This window comes from Pseudomonas sp. GW823-FHT02E01 (assembly GCF_058797535.1).
In genome coordinates this window covers 229,072-250,378 of sequence record NZ_JBXAJS010000003.1, presented here as the reverse complement: position 1 = coordinate 250,378, position 21,307 = coordinate 229,072, and the positions used below count along the sequence as shown (strand labels likewise).

Annotated in this window: 20 protein-coding genes; 11 read left to right on the top strand and 9 right to left on the bottom strand. The window is 61.5% G+C overall.

What is annotated here, in order from left to right:
- Window positions 1–203: 203 nt before the first annotated feature.
- Both rnhA and AC1RDQ_RS08450 read right to left on the bottom strand, forming a co-directional pair.
- On the bottom strand, window positions 204–656 hold the full coding sequence (rnhA, locus tag AC1RDQ_RS08455; RefSeq protein WP_007979123.1) for a ribonuclease HI: 453 nt from the start codon (window positions 654–656) through the stop codon (window positions 204–206).
- A gap of 92 nt (window positions 657–748) precedes the next feature.
- A complete protein-coding gene (locus tag AC1RDQ_RS08450; protein WP_007988453.1) occupies window positions 749–1,507 on the bottom strand; it encodes a class I SAM-dependent methyltransferase in 759 nt (252 codons plus the stop codon).
- Window positions 1,508–1,572: 65 nt separating this feature from the next.
- Between AC1RDQ_RS08450 and gloB the strand changes: the two genes are divergently transcribed.
- The 8 genes from gloB to fabI all read left to right on the top strand — a co-directional run bounded on the left by gloB (window position 1,573) and on the right by fabI (window position 12,264).
- On the top strand, window positions 1,573–2,340 hold the full coding sequence (gene gloB / locus AC1RDQ_RS08445) for a hydroxyacylglutathione hydrolase (RefSeq protein ID WP_057715032.1): 768 nt from the start codon (window positions 1,573–1,575) through the stop codon (window positions 2,338–2,340).
- Window positions 2,341–2,439: 99 nt separating this feature from the next.
- Window positions 2,440–3,870, top strand: coding sequence for a transglycosylase SLT domain-containing protein (locus AC1RDQ_RS08440; protein WP_057715033.1), 1,431 nt, complete (start codon window positions 2,440–2,442; stop codon window positions 3,868–3,870).
- A 210-nt stretch (window positions 3,871–4,080) separates the two neighbouring features.
- Window positions 4,081–5,901, top strand: a complete 1,821-nt coding sequence (locus AC1RDQ_RS08435; RefSeq protein WP_492587145.1) for an extracellular solute-binding protein — start codon at window positions 4,081–4,083, stop codon at window positions 5,899–5,901.
- Complete coding sequence (locus tag AC1RDQ_RS08430; RefSeq protein WP_492586914.1) at window positions 5,898–7,739, top strand: extracellular solute-binding protein; 1,842 nt, start codon at window positions 5,898–5,900, stop codon at window positions 7,737–7,739. The genes AC1RDQ_RS08435 and AC1RDQ_RS08430 overlap by 4 nt, the downstream gene beginning before the upstream one ends.
- A gap of 4 nt (window positions 7,740–7,743) precedes the next feature.
- On the top strand, window positions 7,744–8,817 hold the full coding sequence (locus AC1RDQ_RS08425) for a microcin C ABC transporter permease YejB (RefSeq protein WP_057715036.1): 1,074 nt from the start codon (window positions 7,744–7,746) through the stop codon (window positions 8,815–8,817).
- 1 nt (window position 8,818) lies between these two features.
- On the top strand, window positions 8,819–9,838 hold the full coding sequence (locus AC1RDQ_RS08420) for an ABC transporter permease (RefSeq protein ID WP_057715037.1): 1,020 nt from the start codon (window positions 8,819–8,821) through the stop codon (window positions 9,836–9,838).
- Window position 9,839: 1 nt separating this feature from the next.
- Window positions 9,840–11,450, top strand: coding sequence for an ABC transporter ATP-binding protein (locus AC1RDQ_RS08415; protein ID WP_090455008.1), 1,611 nt, complete (start codon window positions 9,840–9,842; stop codon window positions 11,448–11,450).
- 19 nt (window positions 11,451–11,469) lie between these two features.
- Window positions 11,470–12,264 carry an enoyl-ACP reductase FabI gene (gene fabI / locus AC1RDQ_RS08410; RefSeq protein ID WP_057715039.1) on the top strand — a complete coding sequence of 265 codons (795 nt, stop codon included), beginning with the start codon at window positions 11,470–11,472 and terminating at the stop codon, window positions 12,262–12,264.
- 176 nt (window positions 12,265–12,440) lie between these two features.
- Here fabI and AC1RDQ_RS08405 read toward each other — a convergent pair whose 3' ends face one another.
- Window positions 12,441–13,295: a LysR family transcriptional regulator gene (locus tag AC1RDQ_RS08405; RefSeq protein ID WP_492586912.1), complete on the bottom strand. Its 855-nt coding sequence runs from the start codon at window positions 13,293–13,295 to the stop codon at window positions 12,441–12,443.
- 112 nt (window positions 13,296–13,407) lie between these two features.
- Here AC1RDQ_RS08405 and AC1RDQ_RS08400 point away from each other — a divergent pair, with 112 nt between their 5' ends.
- Window positions 13,408–13,833 (top strand): VOC family protein, encoded by a 426-nt coding sequence (locus AC1RDQ_RS08400; RefSeq protein ID WP_492586911.1) that lies wholly within the window; start codon window positions 13,408–13,410, stop codon window positions 13,831–13,833.
- Between the two features lie 103 nt (window positions 13,834–13,936).
- Here the strand turns inward: AC1RDQ_RS08400 and AC1RDQ_RS08395 are convergent, their stop codons facing one another.
- From AC1RDQ_RS08395 to AC1RDQ_RS08370, 6 genes are all read right to left on the bottom strand, one after another.
- Complete coding sequence (locus AC1RDQ_RS08395) at window positions 13,937–14,518, bottom strand: GGDEF domain-containing protein (protein ID WP_223502160.1); 582 nt, start codon at window positions 14,516–14,518, stop codon at window positions 13,937–13,939.
- A 74-nt stretch (window positions 14,519–14,592) separates the two neighbouring features.
- Window positions 14,593–15,174 (bottom strand): hypothetical protein, encoded by a 582-nt coding sequence (locus AC1RDQ_RS08390; protein ID WP_154860122.1) that lies wholly within the window; start codon window positions 15,172–15,174, stop codon window positions 14,593–14,595.
- Between the two features lies 1 nt (window position 15,175).
- Window positions 15,176–17,344 (bottom strand): xanthine dehydrogenase family protein molybdopterin-binding subunit, encoded by a 2,169-nt coding sequence (locus AC1RDQ_RS08385; protein ID WP_492586909.1) that lies wholly within the window; start codon window positions 17,342–17,344, stop codon window positions 15,176–15,178.
- A 25-nt stretch (window positions 17,345–17,369) separates the two neighbouring features.
- Complete coding sequence (locus tag AC1RDQ_RS08380; RefSeq protein WP_492586907.1) at window positions 17,370–17,825, bottom strand: (2Fe-2S)-binding protein; 456 nt, start codon at window positions 17,823–17,825, stop codon at window positions 17,370–17,372.
- Window positions 17,826–18,055: 230 nt separating this feature from the next.
- Window positions 18,056–19,210, bottom strand: coding sequence for an NnrS family protein (locus AC1RDQ_RS08375; RefSeq protein WP_492586905.1), 1,155 nt, complete (start codon window positions 19,208–19,210; stop codon window positions 18,056–18,058).
- Complete coding sequence (locus AC1RDQ_RS08370) at window positions 19,210–19,458, bottom strand: transmembrane sensor/regulator PpyR (RefSeq protein WP_492586903.1); 249 nt, start codon at window positions 19,456–19,458, stop codon at window positions 19,210–19,212. Before AC1RDQ_RS08370 ends, AC1RDQ_RS08375 begins: the two co-directional genes overlap by 1 nt.
- Window positions 19,459–19,749: 291 nt before the next feature.
- Here AC1RDQ_RS08370 and AC1RDQ_RS08365 point away from each other — a divergent pair, with 291 nt between their 5' ends.
- Both AC1RDQ_RS08365 and AC1RDQ_RS08360 read left to right on the top strand, forming a co-directional pair.
- Window positions 19,750–20,274 carry a sigma-70 family RNA polymerase sigma factor gene (locus AC1RDQ_RS08365; protein WP_150814632.1) on the top strand — a complete coding sequence of 175 codons (525 nt, stop codon included), beginning with the start codon at window positions 19,750–19,752 and terminating at the stop codon, window positions 20,272–20,274.
- Window positions 20,271–21,254 (top strand): FecR domain-containing protein, encoded by a 984-nt coding sequence (locus tag AC1RDQ_RS08360; RefSeq protein WP_492586901.1) that lies wholly within the window; start codon window positions 20,271–20,273, stop codon window positions 21,252–21,254. The genes AC1RDQ_RS08365 and AC1RDQ_RS08360 overlap by 4 nt, the downstream gene beginning before the upstream one ends.
- Window positions 21,255–21,307: the final 53 nt, after the last annotated feature.

Genomic DNA, 21,307 nt, shown 5'->3' with positions numbered 1-21,307 from the left:
CTCTCAATCGGTCAATCGTGCAAAAGCGGCGATGTTAACACGCTCGCCGGGGTCTTTCAGGTACACCGAGTCGCCGCCTTCGCGAGCAAGCCCGCTCCCACATTGAATCGGCGTCAGCTCACAACTTTGTGGACGACACGAATCCAGTGTGGGAGCGGGCTTGCTCGCGAAGGCCACGGCGCGGTGCATCGGCAGTACCCGAATCAGCCCTGCTTGTACCCACGCACTTCATCCACACCACGGTTGGCCAACTGGTCGGCCCGTTCGTTGCCGTGATGGCCAATGTGTCCGCGCACCCATTTCCAGGTGACCTTGTGACGGTTGACCTGCTCGTCGAGCAACTTCCACAGGTCAGCGTTTTTCACTGGTTCCTTCGCCGCGGTTTTCCAGCCGCGCTTCTTCCAGTTGTCCATCCACTCGTTGATGCCTTTCATCACGTACTGCGAGTCGGTGACCAACAACACCTCGCAGGGACGCTTGAGCTCCTCCAGGCCACGGATCGCGCCCATCAGCTCCATGCGGTTGTTGGTGGTATTGGCTTCGCCGCCCCAGAGTTCCTTCTCGACGCCCTTGCACACCAGCAGTGCGCCCCAGCCGCCAGGACCAGGGTTGCCTTTGCAGGCGCCGTCGGTGAACAGTTCTACGCTATCGCTCATGCCAATCTATCCAGAAAATGCGCTGGCCCGCCGATCGCTGATCGACGACGCCCGAAGCCGGGACATGCCCGGCCACAAATGAAAAGTGTGTATTACGGTTCGATGTTGCGCCGGTTGACCTTGGCCATCGGCAACGGGATCAGCTTGCCCATCGGTTCGCGCCGCTCCTGACGGACCGGTCGCAAGCCCACCACGATCTTGCGCGCCACCAATAAATAGAAGCCGCCGCCCGACAGTTGCCAGTCACCGGCCTTGCGCTCCCAACCGGCCAGCCGGGTCTGCCACGCCGGTGACGCAAGCGGCGGACGATAGCACCCGAAGCGGCGTTTCTCCAGCGCGAAACCCAGCAGGTTCAGCCAGTCGGCGACCCGTGACGGCGAAATGCAGCGCGCCTTGCGCAGCGCATCCTGGGCAAACACATGCCGCAGGCCCCAACTGCTCCAGGGGTTGATGCCAATGATCAGCAAATGCCCGCCGGGACGTACGCTGCTTGCCGCCTCGCGAAGCAGACCGTGGGGCGACAGGCAGAAATCCAGGCCATGCTGCAGCACCACCACATCGGCAGCATGCTCGCTCAGCGGCCAGGCCTGCTCCTCACAAACGATCTCGACCCCCGGCAACGGCGCACCAAGGCGTACATTGCGCTGTACCTGAGGGGCAGACGGCGGAGTCTGGGCCGAGGGACCGTAATGCACCAGATAGCCACCAAAGAACCGCCCGAGCTCGTCTTCGAGCATGCGCCGCTCTTCGTCCAGCAGAAATTGCCCGAGGGGACCGGCCAGCCACTCGCGGGCGGCGCTGATCAACGCCAGCCAGTCAGGATCGGCTTGTGCGAACGCTTTATCAGTCATTGCATTCTCCAACGCGCCAGGAAGTTCTAAGATGCGCCAATGTTTTCCGCTTGGCGAATCCGACGATGATACAGATCACTGCCCTGCCCGCCTTCACCGACAACTACATCTGGTTGTTACAAGACCACGGCAGCAAGCGCTGCGCGGTCGTCGACCCGGGTGATGCCGGCCCCGTACAAGCCTGGCTTGCGGCCAATCCGGGCTGGGTACTGAGTGATATTTTGATCACTCATCACCATCATGACCACGTCGGCGGCGTCGAACAGCTGAAAAAAGCGACGGACGCGAAAGTCTATGGTCCGGCCAGCGAAACGATCCCGGCGCGGGACGTTGCGCTAAAGGACAACGACAAGGTCTGCGTGCTCGGCTGGGACTTCGACGTCCTCGCGGTCCCTGGCCACACCCTGGGGCACATCGCCTATTACCATCACGGCTTGCTGTTCTGCGGCGACACACTGTTTGCCGCCGGCTGCGGACGCTTGTTCGAAGGCACGCCACAGCAAATGTACAGTTCGCTGACACGCCTGGCCGGGTTGCCGGAAGACACGCTGGTGTACTGCACCCACGAATACACCCTCGGCAACCTGAAGTTTGCCGCGGCCGTCGAACCGAACAACCCGCACACTGCCGAGCGCCTGGCCAAAGTCACCCGCCAACGGGAATCCGGGATCATGACGCTGCCGTCGACACTGGCGCTGGAAAAGCTCACAAACCCGTTTTTGCGCTCCGGTGAAACATCCGTTAAAGAAAAAGCGGACGAACGGACCGGCACCGATAACTCGGCGCCCGATATGGTTTTTGCGGCGCTTCGAGCGTGGAAAGACAGGTTCTAAAGGGGCCTATCAAGATTGCAACAATTCTGAAAGGTTGACCGCGCAGGGTGCGCTTCCTAGAATCGCCCGACATTTTTGCCCGGAACTTACTTCCAGCCAATGTCGTCACCTATTCGCAAAGCCATCAGTTCAGACGCATTGACCCGCTTGGCTCAAGCCATTGCGGTGGCTGTGTCCGCCACCCTGGCGGGCTGTTCCAGCCATGCGCCGCAGACCGATGCGGCGCACACGCAGAACATCGCCGCGCGCGCCAAGCAGAAGCCGATCTGGCTCAGCGAAAAACCCAGCCCGCAAATTCCCCAGGACGTCTGGGAGCGCATGCGCCAGGGCTTCCAGCTGCAAGACGGGCTGGGCGTCAACCCGCGCATCGAGCAACAGCGCCTGTGGTTCGCCAGCAATCCATCTTTCCTCGAAAACGCCGGCGAACGTGGCAGCCTCTACATTCACTACATCGTCGAACGCCTTGAAGAACGCAACATGCCGCTGGAACTGGCCCTGCTGCCAGTGATCGAAAGCGCCTACAACCCGATGGCCTATTCCCGGGCCAACGCGGTGGGTCTTTGGCAGTTCATCCCGTCCACCGGGCGTTACTTCAACCTGCGTCAAACCCGTTTCTATGATGGCCGTCGCGACATCACCGCGTCGACCACCGCCGCCCTGGATTACCTGACCCGCCTGCACGACATGTTCAACGGCGACTGGATGCTGGCCCTGGCGGCCTACAACGCCGGCGAAGGCACCGTCAGCCGGGCCATTGAGCGCAACGAACGCCTCGGCCTGCCGACCGACTACTGGAACCTGCCGCTGCCCTCTGAAACCCAGGCCTATGTGCCAAAGTTGCTGGCACTGTCACAGGTGGTGATGGCGCCGGAAGCCTACGGCGTGAACCTCAATCCGATCGCCAACGAGCCCTACTTCCAGGTCGTCGAAATCAACCAGCGCATGGACCTGTCCAAGGTTGCTGAAGTTGCCAACATCGACGAAGACGAACTGTTCCAGCTCAACCCGGCCTTCAAGCAGCGCACCACCCTCGATGGCCCGCAACATCTGCTGGTGCCGACCTCCAAGGCGCAATTGCTGACCAGCAGCCTGCAGACCATGCGTCCTGAAGAGCTGATCAGCAAGAAATCGCTCAAGCCGGTCTTCGAAGGTGCCGACGACAGCCAGGTCGCCAGCGTCAAGCGTTCCTATCGGGTCAAGCGGGGTGACAACCTCGGTTCCATCGCCAAGGCCAACAACGTTGACGTGAAGGACCTGCAACGCTGGAACAAACTGAGCGGCAAGAACCTCAAGCCGGGCCAGACCCTGGTCATGCAGGACAACAGCAAACGCAACTCCGGGCGCGTCAACACCGTGATTGCGGCCAATACCAAGAAGCAGCAGGCCAAGTACAAGGTCCAGCAAGGCGACTCGCTGTACATCGTGGCCAAGCGCTTCAACGTAGAGATGCAGCACCTCAAGCGCTGGAATCCGCGTGTCGGCCAGGCGCTCAAGCCTGGTCAGATGTTGACGGTGGCTAATCCGCACTAACTGTAGGAGCGAGCCTGCTCGCGAAAAACCCAAGGGCACCGAGTTGATTCAGGTGCCCTGCGTCATCATTGACCACCATCGCGAGCAAGCTCGCTCCTACAGGAATGCGATCGCCCGGATCCCCCGTCTTTTTCCTGTCCATACAAGCTGTTACTGTACGGTCCACAAAGCCCAAGCCGCCTGGATCGGATCCCCTATTTGAAGCGTTCCCTGCCCCTGCTCCTGATCAGCCTGGCCTTGAGCTCCACCGCAAGCGCGACGATCAGCGAAAGCCATGGTTATGCGCAGTTCGGCACGCTCAAGTACCCGGCCCGATTTACCCACTTCGACTGGGTCAACCCGCAAGCGCCCAAGGGCGGTACTTTGCGGGTGATGGCGTTTGGCACCTTCGACACGCTCAACCCCTACACCTTCAAGGGCACCAGTCCGGTCACCACGCCGAGTTTCCTGCAATACGGCATCAACGAGCTCAACGAACCGCTGATGGTCGGCACGGGGCAGTACGCACCTTCGGGTGACGAGCCCGCGTCCAGCTACGGCCTGATTGCCCAGTCGGTGGAGTACAACGAGAACCGCAGCTGGGTGGTGTTCAACCTGCGTCCCGAAGCACGCTTCCATGACGGCACGCCGATCACCGCCTACGACGTCGCGTTCTCCTATCGCGTGTTGCTCAAGGAAGGCCATCCGCTGTACCGCACCAGTCTTCAGGAAGTGTCGCGGGTCGACATCCTCAACCCGCAGCGCATCCGTTTCGTGTTCAAGCGTGCCGGCAATCCGCTGCTGATCCTGCGCCTGGGTGAAATGCCGGTGCTGGCGCAGCACTACTGGAAAGGCCGCGACTTCAAGGCCACCACTTTCGAGCCGCCGCTGGGCAGCGGGCCGTATCGCATCACCTCGGTCACGCCAGGACGACAGATCGTCTTCGAACGGGTCAAGGATTACTGGGGCAAGGACCTGCCGGTCAATCGCGGCAAGTACAACTTCGACCGCATGGAAGTCGAGTTCTACCGCGACAGCGTCGTGGCGTTCGAGGCGTTCAAGGCCGGTGAATTCGACATCTATATCGAGCACCAGGCGAAGAACTGGGACACCGGCTACAAATTCCCTGCCGTACGCCGCGGCGAGGTGATCAAGGCGCAGATTCCCCATCAGATCCCGACCCAGACCCAGGGCCTGTTCATGAACAGCCGCCGTCCGGCTTTCTCGGACACCAAGGTCCGTGAAGCGCTGGGGCTGATGTTCAACTTTGAATGGACCAACCGCTCGCTGTTCGGCGGCGCCTACCAACGCGCCATGAGCTATTACCCCAACAGCGAGTTCTCGGCCAGCGGTTTGCCGGTCGGACATGAATGGCTGCTACTCAAGCCCTATCGCGAGCAACTGCCGGCCAGGCTCTTTACCGAGCCGTTCAGCCTGCCGCAGACCGATGGCCGCGGCATTCCCCGGGAGACCCTGCGCAAAGCCCTCGGCCTGCTCGCCGAAGCCGGCTGGAAGCTCAATGGCCAGCGCCTGCAAAACACCGCCGGGCAGCCTCTGCGCCTGGAACTGCTGCTGGTCAACCCGAACCTGGAACGCATCCTCCAACCTTACGTCGAGAACCTGGCCAGCATCGGCATCGACGCGCGGCTGCGCACGGTCGATCGCGCGCAATACAAGCAGCGCCTCGACCAGTTCGATTTCGACATGATTCTGATGACCCTCAACCAGACGCTCAGCCCGGGCCTGGAACAATGGCAGTACTTTCACTCCAGCCAGGCCGGGGTCAAGGGCAGCAAGAACTACGCCGGCATTGCCAACCCGGTGGTCGACCATTTGCTCGAACAGTTGCTGGCCGCCCGGACCCGCGATGAACAGGTCGCCGCCGGCAAGGCCCTCGACCGCGTGCTGCTGTGGCAGCACTACATCGTTCCCAACTGGTACCTCAATTATCACCGTCTGGGGTACCGCAACCGGCTCGCCTTCGTCACCACCCCGCCCTACACCCTGGGCCTGAACGCGTGGTGGCTGAAATCTTCGGAGAAAGATCAATGAAACCCATCCGTGCCCTGCTCCTGCAGGCCAGCGGTCTGCTGTTCGCCGGGCTGGCCTGCGCCGCCCCGCAACATGCCGTGACCCTGTATAACGAACCGCCGAAATACCCGGCCGATTTCAAACACTTCGACTACGTCAACCCGGACGCGCCCAAGGGCGGGATTTTCCGCCAGGCCGGTTTCGGCGGCTTCGACAGCCTTAACCCCTTCATCAGCAAAGGCGTGCCGGCGGACGATATCGGCATGATCTACGACACCCTGGCCAAGCAAGGCCTGGACGAGCCGTTCACCGAGTACGGCTTGATCGCCCGCCTGATCGAGAAAGCCCCGGACAACGCCTGGGTGCGCTTCTACCTGCGCCCGGAGGCACGCTTCCATGACGGCCATCCGATTCGCGCCGAGGACGTGGTGTTCAGCTTCCAGATGCTGACCAAGGACGGCGCGCCGATGTACCGCGGCTACTACAGCGATGTGGCCGAAGTGATCGCCGAAGACCCGCTCACCGTACTGTTCAAGTTCAAGCACACCAACAACCGCGAGTTGCCGCTGATCCTCGGCCAGTTGCCGGTGCTGCCCAAGCACTGGTGGGCCGACCGCGACTTCAACAAGGGCAACCTGGAAATCCCGCTGGGCAGTGGCCCGTACAAGGTCAGCGAAGTGAAAGCCGGACGCTCGGTGCGATACGAGCGGGTCAAGGACTACTGGGGCAAGGACCTGCCGGTCAATCGCGGCTTCTACAACTTCGACGTGATGACCACCGACTACTACCGCGACAACACCGTGGCCCTGGAGGCGCTCAAGGCCGGGCAGTTCGACTACTGGCTGGAAATGACCGCGAAGAACTGGGCCAACGCCTACAACATTGCGGCGGTCACCGAAGGTCGACTGGTCAAGGAACAGATTCCCAACGGCAATCCCACCGGCATGCAAGGGTTCGTATTCAATATGCGCCGCCCGGTGTTCCAGGATGTGCGGGTGCGCCAGGCCTTGTCGCTGTTGCTGGATTTCGAATGGACCAACAAGCAACTGTTCAACAGTGCCTACGCGCGTACCCGCAGTTATTTCGAGAACTCGGAAATGGCCGCCACCGGCCTGCCTGACACCGATCAGGTGGCGATCCTCGAACCGTTCCGCAGCAAGCTGGCGCCGCAGGTGTTCAACGAAGCCTTCCAGAACCCGACCACCGACGGCAGCGGCATGATCCGCGCCCAGCAACGGCAAGCCTATCAATTGCTGCAGGAGGCCGGCTGGCGCATCGTCGATGACAAGATGGTCGACGCCACCGGCAAGCCGGTGGTCATCGAGTTCCTGTTGGCCCAGACCGAATTCGAACGGGTGCTGCTGCCGTTCAAACGCAACCTGAGCGACCTGGGCATCGACCTGGTGATCCGCCGGGTCGACGTCTCGCAGTACATCAACCGCGTGCGTTCCCGGGACTTCGACATGATCGTCGGCAGCTTCCCGCAATCCAACTCGCCGGGTAACGAACAACGGGAATTCTGGATGTCGGACGCCGCCGACAAGCCCGGCAGCCGCAACTCCATGGGTCTGAAGGATCCGGTGGTCGATCAGCTGGTCGAGCAACTGATCAACGCCGATTCGCGCAACAGCCTGGTGGCCCACGCCCGCGCGCTGGACCGCGTTCTGCAATGGGGCTATTACGTAATACCCAACTGGCACATCAAGACCTGGCGCGTGGCCTACTGGAACCACATCGGCCATCCCAAGGTCTCGCCTAAATACGATATCGGCACGGCCACCTGGTGGGTCAAGCCGGACATCAAGCCGGCAATAGAAGTCGAAACCACACTGCAGGCCGATCCTGCGGGCACGGAGTAATCAGATGCTGGCGTACATTTTTCGGCGACTGTTGCTCATCATTCCGACCCTGTTCGGCATTCTGCTGATCAACTTCGTGATCATCCAGGCGGCCCCCGGTGGACCGGTGGAGCAGATGATCGCCAAGCTCGAAGGCTTCGAGGGCGCCACCAGCCGCATCGCCGGCGGTGGTGCCGAAGTCTCGGTGGCAGGCTCGGCCTATCGCGGCGCCCAGGGCCTGGACCCGGCGCTGATCAAGGAAATCGAGCACATGTACGGCTTCGACAAATCGGCGCCGGAACGCTTGTGGATCATGGTCAAGAACTATGCATCCCTGGATTTCGGCGACAGCTTCTTCCGCGACGCCAAGGTCATCGACCTGATCAAGGAAAAGATGCCGGTGTCGATCTCCCTCGGGCTGTGGAGCACGCTGATCATGTACCTGGTGTCGATCCCGCTGGGGATCGCCAAGGCCAAGCGGCACGGCAGCCACTTCGACGTCTGGACCAGTTCGGCGATCATTGTCGGCTACGCGATCCCGGCGTTCCTGTTCGCCATCCTGTTGATCGTGGTGTTCGCCGGCGGCAGTTACCTTGACTGGTTCCCCTTGCGCGGGCTGACCTCCAACAACTTCGATGAACTGAGCATGGGCGGCAAGATCCTCGACTACTTCTGGCACCTGGCGCTGCCGGTGACCGCGCTGGTCATCGGCAACTTCGCAACCATGACCCTGCTGACCAAAAACAGCTTCCTCGACGAGATCAACAAGCAATACGTGATCACCGCCAGGGCCAAGGGCCTGACCAACCACCGCGTGCTGTACGGCCACGTGTTCCGCAACGCCATGCTGCTGGTGATCGCCGGGTTTCCTTCGGCCTTCATCGGCATCTTCTTCACCGGCTCGTTGCTGGTGGAGGTGATCTTCTCCCTCGACGGCCTCGGCCTGATGAGTTTCGAGGCGGCGATCAACCGCGATTACCCGGTGGTGTTCGGCACGCTGTTCATCTTCACCCTGCTCGGGCTGGTGGTGAAACTGATCGGCGACCTCACCTACACCTTTGTCGATCCGCGCATCGACTTCGAAAGCCGGGAGCATTGAGATGAACCTGTCCCCTCTCAATCGCCGCCGCTTCGAACTGTTCAAGGCCAACAAGCGTGGCTGGTGGTCGCTGTGGTTGTTCCTGGTCCTGTTCGGCGCCAGCCTGGGTGCCGAGTTGATCGCCAACGACAAGCCGCTGGTGGTGCACTACGACAACAACTGGTACTTCCCGGCGCTCAAACGCTACCCGGAAACCACCTTCGGCGGTGAATTTCCGCTAGAGGCGAACTACAAGAGTCCGTACATCCGTGAACTGCTCAAGGCCAAAGACGCCTGGGTGCTGTGGGCGCCGATTCCCTACAGCTACCAGAGCATCAACTACGACCTGAAAGTCCCGGCCCCGGCCCCGCCCTCGACGGACAACCTGCTGGGCACCGACGATCAGGGCCGCGACGTGCTGGCCCGGGTGATCTACGGTTTCCGCATTTCCGTACTGTTCGCCCTGACCCTGACCGTGCTCAGCTCGATCATCGGCGTGATCGCCGGGGCCTTGCAGGGTTTCTACGGCGGCTGGGTGGATCTGGCCGGGCAGCGCTTCCTGGAAATCTGGTCTGGATTGCCGGTGCTGTACCTGCTGATCATCCTTGCCAGTTTCGTGCAGCCAAACTTCTGGTGGTTGCTGGGGATCATGCTGCTGTTCTCATGGATGAGCCTGGTCGACGTGGTGCGCGCCGAGTTCCTGCGCGGGCGCAACCTGGAATACGTACGCGCCGCCCGCGCCCTGGGCATGCAGAACGGCGCGATCATGTTCCGTCACATCCTGCCCAACGCGATGGTTTCGACCATGACCTTCATGCCGTTCATCCTCACCGGCGCCATCGGTACGCTGACCGCCCTGGACTTCCTCGGCTTCGGCTTGCCGGCGGGCAGCCCGTCCCTGGGTGAACTGGTAGCCCAGGGCAAATCCAACCTGCAGGCGCCGTGGCTGGGCATCAGCGCCTTCGCCGTGCTGGCCTTGATGTTGAGTCTGCTGGTGTTCATCGGCGAGTCCGCTCGCGATGCCTTCGACCCGAGGAAGTGAAATGAATCAGCACAATCTGATCGAAGTACGCGACCTGTCCGTCAATTTTGTCGTCGGTAATCGCTGCCAGCGGGCGGTCGAAGGCGTCAGCTTCGACATCAAGCGCGGTGAAACCCTGGCGTTGGTCGGCGAGAGCGGTTCCGGCAAATCGGTCACCGCACACTCGATCCTGCGCCTGCTGCCCTACCCGCTCGCCCGGCATCCGTCCGGCACCATCTTGTATTCCGGGCAGAACCTGCTGGACCTGAAAGAAAAAACCATCCGCCACATTCGCGGCAACCGGATTGCGATGATCTTCCAGGAGCCGATGACCTCGCTCAATCCCCTGCACTCGATCGAGAAACAGATCAATGAGGTGCTGGGCATCCACAAGGGCCTGACCGGCAAGGTTGCGACCAAACGCACCCTGGAGCTGCTGGAGATGGTCGGCATCCCCGAGCCGCACAAGCGACTCAAGGCCCTGCCCCACGAATTGTCCGGCGGCCAGCGTCAGCGGGTGATGATCGCCATGGCCCTGGCCAACGAGCCGGAACTGCTGATCGCCGACGAGCCGACCACCGCGCTGGACGTGACCGTTCAGCTGAAAATCCTCGAATTGCTCAAGGAATTGCAGGCCCGATTGGGCATGGCCCTGCTGCTGATCAGCCATGATTTGAACCTTGTGCGAAGAATTGCGCACCGCGTATGTGTCATGCAGCAAGGTTGCATCGTCGAACAGGCATCGTGCGAAGAACTGTTCCGCGCGCCGCAGCATCCGTACACTCGGGAACTGCTGGCAGCGGAGCCCGGCGGCAAGCCTGCAAGCAACGTGATCGGCCCGCCCTTGCTGGCGGTCGAGGACCTCAAAGTCTGGTTTCCGATCAAGAAAGGCCTGCTCAAGCGCACGGTGGATTACGTCAAGGCGGTCGACGGCATCAATTTCAGCCTGCCCCAGGGCCAGACCCTGGGGATAGTGGGAGAAAGCGGTTCCGGCAAATCGACCCTGGGCCTGGCAATTTTGCGGTTGATCGCCAGCAAGGGCGCCATCCGCTTTGAAGGCCAGCAGCTAGACTGCCTGACGCAGCAACAGGTCAGGCCGCTGCGACGGGAGATGCAAGTGGTGTTTCAGGACCCGTTCGGCAGCCTGAGCCCGCGGATGTGCGTGAGCCAGATCGTTGGCGAAGGCCTGCGGATCCACAAGATGGGCACCGAGGCGGAACAGGAACAAGCGATCATTGCAGCACTCAAGGAGGTAGGTCTGGATCCGGAAACCCGGCACCGCTACCCCCACGAATTTTCCGGCGGGCAACGGCAGAGAATCGCCATTGCCCGGGCATTGGTGTTAAAACCGGCGTTGATTTTGCTGGACGAGCCGACTTCGGCCCTCGACCGCACGGTACAACGCCAGGTAGTGGAGCTTTTGCGTTCACTGCAAACCAAGTACAACCTGACGTATCTGTTTATCAGCCATGACCTGGCTGTGGTGAAAGCGCTGAGCCACCAGTTGATGGTGGTCAAGCATGGCCAAGTGGTCGAACAGGGAGACGCGCAAAGCATTTTTGCCGCCCCCCAACATCCGTATACACAGCAGTTGCTGGAAGCCGCTTTTTTGGCTCCGGCCACTGCGCAATAACCTGAAAGAGGAGCAACACATGGGTTTTCTCGCCGGTAAGCGCGTACTGATCGTCGGTGTCGCCAGCAAGCTGTCCATCGCATCCGGCATCGCTGCCGCCATGCATCGCGAGGGCGCTGAGCTTGCCTTCACTTATCAGAACGACAAACTCAAGGGTCGTGTCGAAGAGTTCGCACAAGGCTGGGGTTCGAGCCCTGAGCTGTGCTTCCCGTGCGATGTGGCCAGCGATGAAGAAATCGCCAAGGTCTTCGAAGAGCTGAGCAAGAAGTGGGACGGCCTGGACTGCATCGTGCACTCCGTCGGCTTCGCCCCGGGCGACCAACTGGACGGCGACTTCACCGAAGCCACCACCCGCGAAGGTTTCCGCATCTCCCACGACATCAGCGCCTACAGCTTCGTGGCCCTGGCCAAGGCTGGCCGCGAAATGATGAAAGGCCGCAACGGCAGCCTGCTGACCCTGTCGTACCTGGGCGCCGAGCGCACCATGCCGAACTATAACGTCATGGGCATGGCCAAGGCTTCCCTGGAAGCTGGCGTACGTTACCTGGCCGGCTCCCTGGGCCCGGACGGTACTCGCGTCAACTGCGTATCGGCAGGTCCCATCCGCACCCTCGCCGCTTCCGGCATCAAGAACTTCCGCAAGATGCTGGCCGCCAACGAAGCGCAAACCCCGCTGCGCCGCAACGTCACCATCGAAGAAGTCGGCAACGCCGGCGCCTTCCTGTGCTCGGACCTGGCGTCCGGCATCAGCGGTGAAATCATGTACGTGGACGGTGGCTTCAACACCACGGCCATGGGCAGCATCGAAGAGTAATCTTCGGTCAGCCAAAAAAACCCGCCTCTTTGGCGGGTTTTTTATGCCTGCGATTTCCCGGACAAACACAATCCCTCTGTGGGAGCGGGCTTGCTCGCGAAAGCGGTGTGCCAGTCAACATCAATGCTGAATCTGAAGCCGTCTTCGCGAGCAAGCCCGCTCCCACAGGGTTAGTGTTATGTCAGGCATTGCGCAAACAACTGCTGAATCGGCTGCATCCGCTGGCTATAGCGCTGCAACAGCACGATCTCCCGATGGAAGGTCAGTTCGCCCAGCGGGACGATCCGCACCCCCGCCCCATGCTCCAGCCACAGCCCCGCCTCCGGCAACAACGAAACCCCCAACCCACACTCGACCATTTTGACAATGGCCTCCAGTTCATCCAGCTCCAGCGCCACGTGCACCTCGATCTGCCGCTCGCGCAGAAACCGCGTCACCAGCCGCCCGCCAAACGAATTGCGGTCGTAGCGTACATGAGGGTGCTCGGCGAGCAGTTGCAGCGGATCATCGCCGTCCAGGTCCGCCGGTACGATCAGCACGAACGGTTCCCGGCGAATGACCTGCGCAGACAATTCCTTGGGCAACTCAAACGGCGGCTTGATCAGGATCGCCAGGTCCACTTCTCCCGTGTCGACCTGGCTCAGCAGGTTCAGTGACACACCGGGCACCAGCTTGGGCTCCAGCAAGGGCGCCTGTTGGCGCAAGCGCACCAGCGCCTGGGGCAGCAGCCCGGTCTGAGCGGTCGCCACCGCGCCGATTCTCAGTTCGCCCCGGTACTCGCTGACATCGTCGCTGACGGCCATGCGGCTGAAGGTCTCGAGCATTTCCCTGGCCATCGGCACCGCACGCTGCCCCGCCGCGTTGAGCAGCGCCTGGCGGCCGGTGCGGTCGAACAGACGGATGCCAAGGGCTTGTTCCAGGTTGCGAATCTGCGCGCTGACCGCCGACTGCGTCAGGCCGATGTGCATGCCCGCTGCCGCGAACGTGCCGTAACGCGCCACCGCGATAAAGGTTTTCAGTTCGCGCAGCATGGTGGCCTCGATTGATCGAAATAATTTGAGCTCGATGCAAAAATTATCGTCTTTCAATCAAAAAGCACAGGGCTAAACTCGACACATTCCCACCCACACCGAGGTTCGCCTGATGCAACTGTCCCCTTTTCACCTGGCCATTCCGGTCTACGACTTGCCGGCCGCCCGACATTTCTATGGTTCAGTGTTTGGCCTGGAAGAAGGCCGCTCAAGCGATCAATGGGTGGATTTCAATTTTTTCGGCCATCAACTGGTGATTCACCTGGCACCGAAAAACCCCACGCAAGAAGCCGCGCACACCAATGCCGTGGATGGTCACGATGTGCCGGTGCCGCATTTTGGCGTGGTGCTCGAGATGGCCGAGTGGGAGGCGCTGGCCGAGCGGCTGAAGTCGCTGGAGACACGCTTCGTGATCGAACCGGGGATTCGTTTTCAGGGGCTGGTGGGTGAACAGGCGACGATGTTTCTGCTTGATCCTTGCGGGAATGCGCTGGAGTTCAAGGCGTTCAAGGATATTGGGCAGTTGTTTGCCAAGTAGGCGTTGCCTGTCGGGACGCCATCGCGAGCAAGCTCGCTCCCACAGTGGATTTGTGGCGTTCATAAATCCTGCTCGCGAAGAGGCCCGCTAATGCAACACCGCCCTAACGGCTCATCACACGCTCGGCCTCCTCCAGCAGTTCCTCGATTGAGTCATGAACAGCGGGGTTGTATTCGACCTGGGTAACGCTGAACCGAATGTCATAACTGCGATGCGCCGTGGCGTTGCGCTCATCGAGTATCTCATTGAGTCGCACCTTGATCGCCTCAATCTCAACGGCACTGGACCCGGTCAGCAGCGCCACGAACCGGTCGCCGTCGAGTCGGCCGACCACATCGTTTTCACGAAAGCCGATACGCAGGACATCGGCGAACGTCTTGAGCGCATCGTCACCTTTGGCCCGGCCATACAGATAGCAGATGAGCTTGAATTCATCGAGGCTGAGGTACAGCAGTGTCGCTGGCGTCTCCAGTTGTCGGCAGGCATCCAGCCCGAGTTGGGCCAATGCAGTGAAACCATGGCGATTGGACAGCAGCGTCAGCTCGTCCATGCTCGCCATCTGCACCCCTGCCAGTTCTTGTTCGGCCTGGCGAGCCAGTTCGCGCAACCGTTCACGTTCTTGCTGTGGCGTGAGCAACGGGTTGGCTGATTGGCCCGGTTTACCTGTTTTGCCTGAGATCAACATCGTTCACTCCCTTGGCGGGTATGTACGTTAGAGTCGCCCGTACCCACATTGACTCCCTGTAAGCGTGCCGCTGGTCAGCTACCTGCCACCGGGCACGGTCCTCCCGCATCGGCCCAGCGCTTGAACCGGGCGACGAAAATATCGTGGGGCACCGGTACCGGCGCGCGATTGCCGCCGGGGTTCCAGCCCCACAGCACCAGCTTGTCGTCGCTGACGTGCTTGATCAGCGCGGCAAAATCCCGATCGCCGTTGCTGGAGCGATCCTTGATCATCGCGCACAACCGGTCGGCTGGCAGGCCGATCCAGGCCATGCGGTGCGCGGCCGGTGGCAAACTCCAGTGCGGCGCACCCGGTGGTGCGTGGGGGCCGTAACTGGCCGGCGGATTGCTTTGCGCATGGCAGGTTGCACAGGGCAACCCGGCCGAACCCTTGCCGTCCATGCCACGCACGACATTCATGGCGTGGGGCAAGCCGGCATCGAATTGCAGCGGCGAATCCCCAGGAATATGGCAGTTCTGGCACCGGGGGCTCTGGAAGACCTTCTGCACGGTGTCGAACGCCTGCAAGGCCTCGCGGTCATCGGCGAACACGTGCGATGCGTAGGCGATGAGACAGACCAGGATCACCGCCCCAAGCAACCAGTGATGTCGTTTCATCTCACACCCCCGCCAGCTGCAAGGGCAGCTCCCGCAGGCGCTGCCCGGTCAGGGCAAACACCGCGTTGGCCACCGCTGGCGCCATGGGTGGCACACCGGCTTCGCCGATACCACCGGGTTTGTCGCTGCTGGGCACGATATGCACTTCGACCACCGGCATTTCGTTGAGCCGCAGCACCCGATAGTCGTGATAGTTGGACTGCACCACCTGCCCGTCCTTGAGTGTCAGCTTGCTGTGCAAGGCGAAGCTGAGGCCAAAGGTAATGCACGACTCCATCTGCGCGGCGATGCTCTGGGGGTTTACCGCAATGCCGCAATCCACCGCGCACACCACCCGGTGCACGCGGATGGCGAGGTTGTCCTGGGACACCTCGGCCACTTGGGCCACGTAGCTGCCGAACGACTCATGCACCGCCACACCCAAGGCATGGCCGTCCGGCAGTGGCGCCTTCCAGTTGGCCTTCTGCACCGCGAGGTTCAGCACACCGAGATGGCGCGGATGGTCCTTGAGCAAGGTGCGCCGATATTCCACCGGATCCTTGCCGGCCGCCGTGGCCAGTTCATCGATCAGCGACTCCATGACAAAGGCGGTGTGGGTGTGACCCACCGAACGCAACCACAACACGCTGATGCCGGTTGTCGGTGAATGCAGTTCAATCTGGTGATTGGCCAACCCTTCGAGGTAGGGGCTGTCCGCCACGCCTTCGACGGAGGTTTTGTCGATCCCGTCCTTGACCATGCTCGCTTCAAGCGAGGTCCCGGCCATGATCGACTGCCCGACCATCACATGTTTCCAGGCCAGCGGCAGGCCGTCAGCGCCCAGCCCGATACGCGCATGGTGCAGGAACGCCGAGCGGTAATAGCCGCCGCGGATGTCGTCCTCCCGCGCCCACACGGTTTTCACCGGTGCGCCGGCAGCCTTGGCGACATACACCGCTTCGCTGACGAAATCCGACGTCGGATTGGCCCGGCGCCCGAAGCCGCCACCGAGAAACTCGGTATGGATCACCACCTGTTCGGGTTTGAGCCCGGTGATTTTCCCGGCGACCATTTGGTCCAGGGTCTGGAACTGGGTGCCAGTCCAGATTTCGCATTTGTCCTTTGTGATGCTCACCGTACAGTTCAGTGGCTCCATCGGCGCATGTGCCAGATAAGGCACGCTGTACTCAACGTCGATCTTCTTGGCCGCTTTTGCCAGCGCAGCCTGGGTATCCCCCGCCTGGCCTGCGTTCAGGCCAGGGGTGGTGGCGAGTTTGCGGAAGTTCTCCAGCAACGCCTGGCTGTCGAGCCCGGCGTTCGGCCCCGGATTCCACTCGACTTTCAGCGCATCGCGCCCCAGCTTCGCCGCCCAAAAATGATCGGCAATCACCGCGATGCCGGTCGGCACTTGCACCACTTTGTGCACACCCGGAATCGCCAGCGCTTCGGCGCCTTCAAAGGATTTGACGCTACCGCCGAAGGTGGGCGAACGGGCGACCATCGCAGTCATCAGCCCGTCAAACTGCACGTCCATGCCGAACTTCGCCCGGCCGGTGATTTTTTCCGGAGTGTCCAGACGCTGGGTGGGTTTGCCGATCAGCTTCCAGTCCTTTGCGTCCTTGAGTTTGATCGAGGCCGGGTCTGGCCGTGGCAATTGCCCAGCCTCATCGGCCAGTTCGCCGTAGGTGGCACGGTGCTCACCGGCCATGACCACCCCCGATTCGGTATGAATCTCGGACGGCGCGACGTTGAAACGCTTGGCCGCTGCGTCGATCAACATCAAGCGCGCCGCCGCGCCGGCCTGGCGATAGCGGTCGAACTCCATCCAGGTCGAGGTCGAGCCGCCGGTGATTTGCATCCCGCCAAAACCAGGCAGGCCGTAATCGGCGGCCGAAGCCGGTGCATGCTCGACGCGGATTTTCGTCCAGTCGGCGTCCAGTTCTTCGGCGATCAGCATGGTCAGGCCGGTCCAGATGCCCTGGCCCATTTCCGAGTGCCCCAGCAATACGGTGACACTGTTGTCGTTGCCAATACGCAGGAAGGCATTGGGCGCAAACACGTTGCCCTGGTTTTCCGCGCCCATGGCGAAACGGTGGGCACCGGGTATGGCAAACGCGACCACCAGCCCGCCGCCCAGCATGGCACTGCCCTTGAGAAAACCACGACGCGATAACGCGTTGATGCTGTTCATGGCACAAGCTCCCTTCAACCCGGCCTCAACCCAGCTCGGCGGCGCGCTTGACCGCCGCGCGGATCCTCGGGTAAGTGCCGCAACGGCAGATGTTCCCGGACAGCGCCTGATCGATGTCGCTGTCGGTCGGTTTCGGAATTTTCGCCAGCAATGCGGCCGCCGACATGATCTGCCCGGACTGACAGTAGCCACACTGGACCACGTCAAGTTCCGCCCAGGCCTGTTGGACCGGGTGCGAACCATCCGCGGAAAGGCCTTCGATGGTGAGAATCTTTTGCCCATGGGCCACGGCCGTGGCCGGTGTGATGCACGAGCGCAGCGGTGCGCTATCGACGTGCACGGTGCAGGCCCCGCATTGGGCGATGCCGCAGCCGAATTTGGTGCCGGTGAGGTGGGCGACATCGCGCAAGACCCAGAGCAGCGGCATGTCGGCGGGGACATCCAGCTCCTGATCCTGGCCATTGATGTTCAGGGTCAGCATGGCGCGGTTCCTCAGACTCAGGGGGATCTGAAGGGGCGTCGCTGCGGCCTTGTAAAACCTGCGCGCGCCTCGGGTTACCCTTCAGCTAAGCGCAAATTTGCCGGCAGGCCGAGGCGCATCGACCACCGGTCACCTGTAGGAGCGAGCTTGCTCGCGAAAAACGTCAGTACAACGCGGTCATTCAGACAGGGCGCGTTATCGTTGACGTCCGTCGCGAGCAAGCTTCGCTTCTACACCCTCGGCTTGAACAAAATACCGGTGTAACGCGACAGAAACAGCCCGAATGCCATACACCAAAGCAGCGCCGACATTCCCAATCCCCACCCGGAAAATGGCACCAGCCACACCCGTGACACACCCGCCACCAGCACCAGGGCAAATCCCACAACGATCGCCTTTGACGGCTGCAACAAGCGCCCGGTGTGCCCCAGGCTGACCCGCGCGATCATCGCCAGAACCAACCCGCCGATGCCGCCGACGGCCAGCGAATGGGTGGCCAGGCTTTGCTGCGGCATCCAGCCCAGGTGCCACAGCGCCATGGCCAGCGTCGCCACCGCGAGCCAGGTGTAAGCCAGGTACAGCGACCACAGCAGCGGCACGCGCCACAGACCGCGATCATGCCAGCGCCACAATCGCAGCAGATGCAAACCGCTGATCAACGCAAACAACAGCGCCAGCCACACGCGTGGGGCGTCATTCAAACCGGCGGCAAAAGACACCGCCGCCAGCATCGCGCTGATCAGCAACACCTTTCCCGGCAACGGATGAGCCGCAGGCGTTGCGGGACGGTTCAAGCCGCGCTGGATGAAGAACGGAATCACCCGCCCGCCGATCACGCTCATCAGCGCGCCCACCAGCCATAAAGCGGCCAGCACGCCATGCCGCTGCAGATTCACGTCTTCATTGAAAATACCCAGCAACGTCAGCGCCTGACAGCCTGCCAACAACGTGACCATCAGTAAAACCGGATAATTTTCCCGCTTGCCGGCGGCGATCAAATCCCGTCCCAGCACACACGCCAGCAGCGGCAGAAAGGGCACTTGCAAGGCCAGCAACAGGATGGCGGGCATCGGCATCAACCAGGCCAGCCGAGCGATCAGCCATACCAGCACCAGCCCGATCAGCGGCCACCCATTGAGCCCTGGCCGGCCGGTCCAGTTAGGTACCGCCGTCAACAGAAACCCGGCAATGATGGCCGCGGTAAAACCGAATGGCATTTCATGGCGATGCCAGGCGAGCATGCCACCCATTGGTTGTGCGCCGGGGAGTCGACCGTACAACCACAACGCCCAGACCGCCACCGCGATGGCCGCGAACCCGGCACCCGCCAGAAAAAACGGGCGAAAGCCGAGGGAGAAAACAGGTGCCGCAGCGATTCCACGCATCACGCCACCACCCTGGCCGGTGTTTGGCTCAGCCCGTACTGCGACAGCAGGCGCATGACATAGCCGATTTTCAGCAGGGTCGGGCCGAGGATGGTCATGGCGTGCATCGACACCAAGGCGACAATCGACAGGTGCCCTGCATAGAGATAGGCGCCGTAGACTCCGGCGAGCAACATGACCAGGCCAACGCCGAGTACACGACTGGAGAGATGCAGAACGTTTTGAGGGTTGCTGAAGAAATGGGACATTTTCCGTACGCCTGTAGCCGCTCAGTTGTACGTTTGATGTTTCATGTTCCGTGCCAGCTCATGAGCCCTTGTAAACCGGCGCCTCCAGATCAACGAAGTCAATTTGACTCAACCCCGACATTGTCCTTATGACAACATCAAGAGTCATTACGACAACAACGTCCTCCAGACACGATTCAATCAACCTAAAAGCAAACCAATATCATTTGCACAGACATGGGCCATTTGCTTTAATCGCGATCAATTCTTATTTACACAAGGACGCGAACCGCCCATGGACATGCGCTCACGATGACGGTTGCCGATTCCTCCTGCGTCCAGACCCTCTACGCCACGCATCACCGCTGGTTGCACGCGCTGCTGCGCCGGCGTCTGAACAACGCGTTTGATGCTGCCGACCTGGCCCATGACACCTTCATCCGTGTGCTCAAGCGCCCTCAGGTGTTCGACGGCGAAACCCACGAGCGTTCGTATCTGGCGACCATCGCCCGAGGCTTGTGTATCGATCACTGGCGTCGTCGGCAACTTGAACAGGCCTGGCTGGACACCCTCGCGGCGCAGCCCCAAGCCGTTCACCCTTCGCCAGAGCAGCGGGCGATCATCGTCGAAACCCTGTATGAAGTGGACGCCATGTTGCAACGCTTGCCCCAACGGGTACGTGATGCGTTCGTGTTGGCTCAGTTGCAGGGGTTGCCCTACCGCGCCATCGCCGAAGAAATCGGCGTGTGTGAGCGCATGGTGAAGAAGTACCTGGCCCAGGCACTGATGCATTGCGCCATGCTCGAAGCAGAACTCGATGGCCTGCTGATTCAATGACACAGACCGCATCGAACGCCATCAGCCATGCCAGTCTCGAACAAGCTGCGCAATGGTATGTCCAACTCAACGACCAACAGGCCGGGGAACAAGACCGCCAGCATTGGCAAGCCTGGCTGACGCAAAGTAGCGAGCATCAGGCTGCCTGGCATTATGTCGAGCGGGTTGGCCAGCGCTTTGCCGCCTTGCAGAACGATCATCCGCAAGCGGTCAGCCATGTACTGCGCAACACCGAACGTGCCGCCATCAGTCGCCGCCACACCGTGAAGGGTCTGCTGGTTCTGGTGTCGGGAGGTTTGCTGGGGTGGAGTGCCTGGGAGGAAACCGCCTTGGCGCCCACCCTGGTTCGCTGGCGCGCCGACCTCTCCACCGGCACCGGCGAAACCCGCGAAACCCGGCTCAGCGATGGCAGCCAGATCTGGCTCAATGCGTTGAGCGCGCTGAATGTTCGGTTTGACAGCACACAACGACTGCTGCTGTTGCGGCTTGGGGAGGTGTTGATCGATACCGCCAAAGACAGCCACCGCCCGCTGCTGGTGCACACCGCCCAAGGCCGGATGCGCGCGCTGGGCACGCACTTCAGTGTGCGCCAGGAGGATCGGCAGACATTGCTCAACGTCTACGAAGGCGCCGTCGAAATCCGGACTGCCCAAGACCAGGTTCAGGTGGTGGAAGCGGGACGCCAAGTAGCATTCAGCGAAAACCACATTCCGACACCGACCGCCGCCACGGCGACTCGTGAAGCCTGGCGCCGTGGCCTGCTGCTGGCAGACAACCTGCCGTTGGGCCAATTGCTCCAGGAGCTGAGCCAGTACCGTCACGGGCATCTGGGCTGCGACCCGTCGGTGGCCGGGCTGCCGGTCATGGGTTCGTTCCCGCTCAAGGACACCGATCAGGCCTTGCGCCTGCTGGAAGCGGCATTGCCGGTACGGGTGCAGAAGCCGCTGGACTGGTGGGTCAACGTCGGCCCAAAAGCCTGATGAAGGTTTTTTCTGTCGCGCCGGTTCCCTTTTGCCTTTTTCGTCCGGTTAAC